Source organism: Mesorhizobium sp. M1A.F.Ca.IN.022.07.1.1 (genome assembly GCF_003997575.1).
In the GTDB taxonomy this organism is placed as follows: Bacteria; Pseudomonadota; Alphaproteobacteria; order Rhizobiales; family Rhizobiaceae; genus Mesorhizobium.
Window position 1 is genome coordinate 1 of sequence record NZ_RZST01000692.1, and the last position, 805, is coordinate 805.

The 805-nt window shown below is 67.5% G+C and carries 2 protein-coding genes; both read right to left on the reverse strand.

From position 1 onward, the window contains the following. Positions 1–521 (reverse strand): class II D-tagatose-bisphosphate aldolase, non-catalytic subunit (locus EOA75_RS33430; protein WP_164747784.1); only part of this gene is annotated, 521 nt, incomplete at its 3' end. Then, a partial coding sequence (locus EOA75_RS33435; protein WP_245466840.1) for a PfkB family carbohydrate kinase occupies positions 518–805 on the reverse strand: 288 nt, incomplete at its 5' end. The genes EOA75_RS33435 and EOA75_RS33430, both read right to left, overlap by 4 nt.

The window sequence follows — 805 nt, forward strand, 5'->3', positions numbered from 1 at the left end:
ATGTAGACGGGTTTTTCATCACCCGAGCGGGCGACCGCCGCCTCGGCAACCGCCGCAAGCTCGGCCGCGCGCGCGGCAATCGTCTCGTCGGCGAGTGCCACGGAATCGTCGGCACAAGCCATGCTGGTGTCGAGATGCAGCTTGGTGAAGCCGGCGGAGGCATAGGCGTCGATCATCGCCGCCGCCTTGTTCATCGCTTCCGCCGCGGGCAGATGCTTCCACGGATTCGGGCCGAGGTGATCGCCGCCGAGGATCAGCCGGTCGAACAGAAAGCCGGTCCTGCCTGCTTGCGTCTCGACGAAGGCTCGAAAGGCGGCCGGGGTCATGCCGGTATAGCCGCCCTCGTGATTGACCTGGTTGCAGGTCGCCTCGATCAGCACATCGGCGCCATTCCTCGCGCCGTGGCGGAGCGTCGCTTCGATCACCAGCGGGTGCGCCGAACAGATCGAGGCGATGCCGCCCTTCGCGCCTGCCGCGCGGCGAGCGGCGATGCCAGCAAATCTTGCCGTGGCGCCGGTCATGCGCGTGCGGTCGCTTTTGCGATGAAGGCCTCGACGTCGGCGAGCCGGTGAATGCCTTCCATCGGCCCCTTGCGGGTAACGGCGAGCGCGCCGCAGGCATTGGCGATGCGCAGTGCATCGGCGGGCGAGGCACCGCGCAGCCAGAAGGAAACGAAGGCGGCGCCGAAGCAATCGCCGGCGCCGGTCGGATCGACTTCCTCGACCACAAAGCCGGGCATGGCGAGCGTGCCCTTGCGGTCGTGATAAGTGGCGCCATCGGCGCCTTTCTTCAGCACGATGCAGGA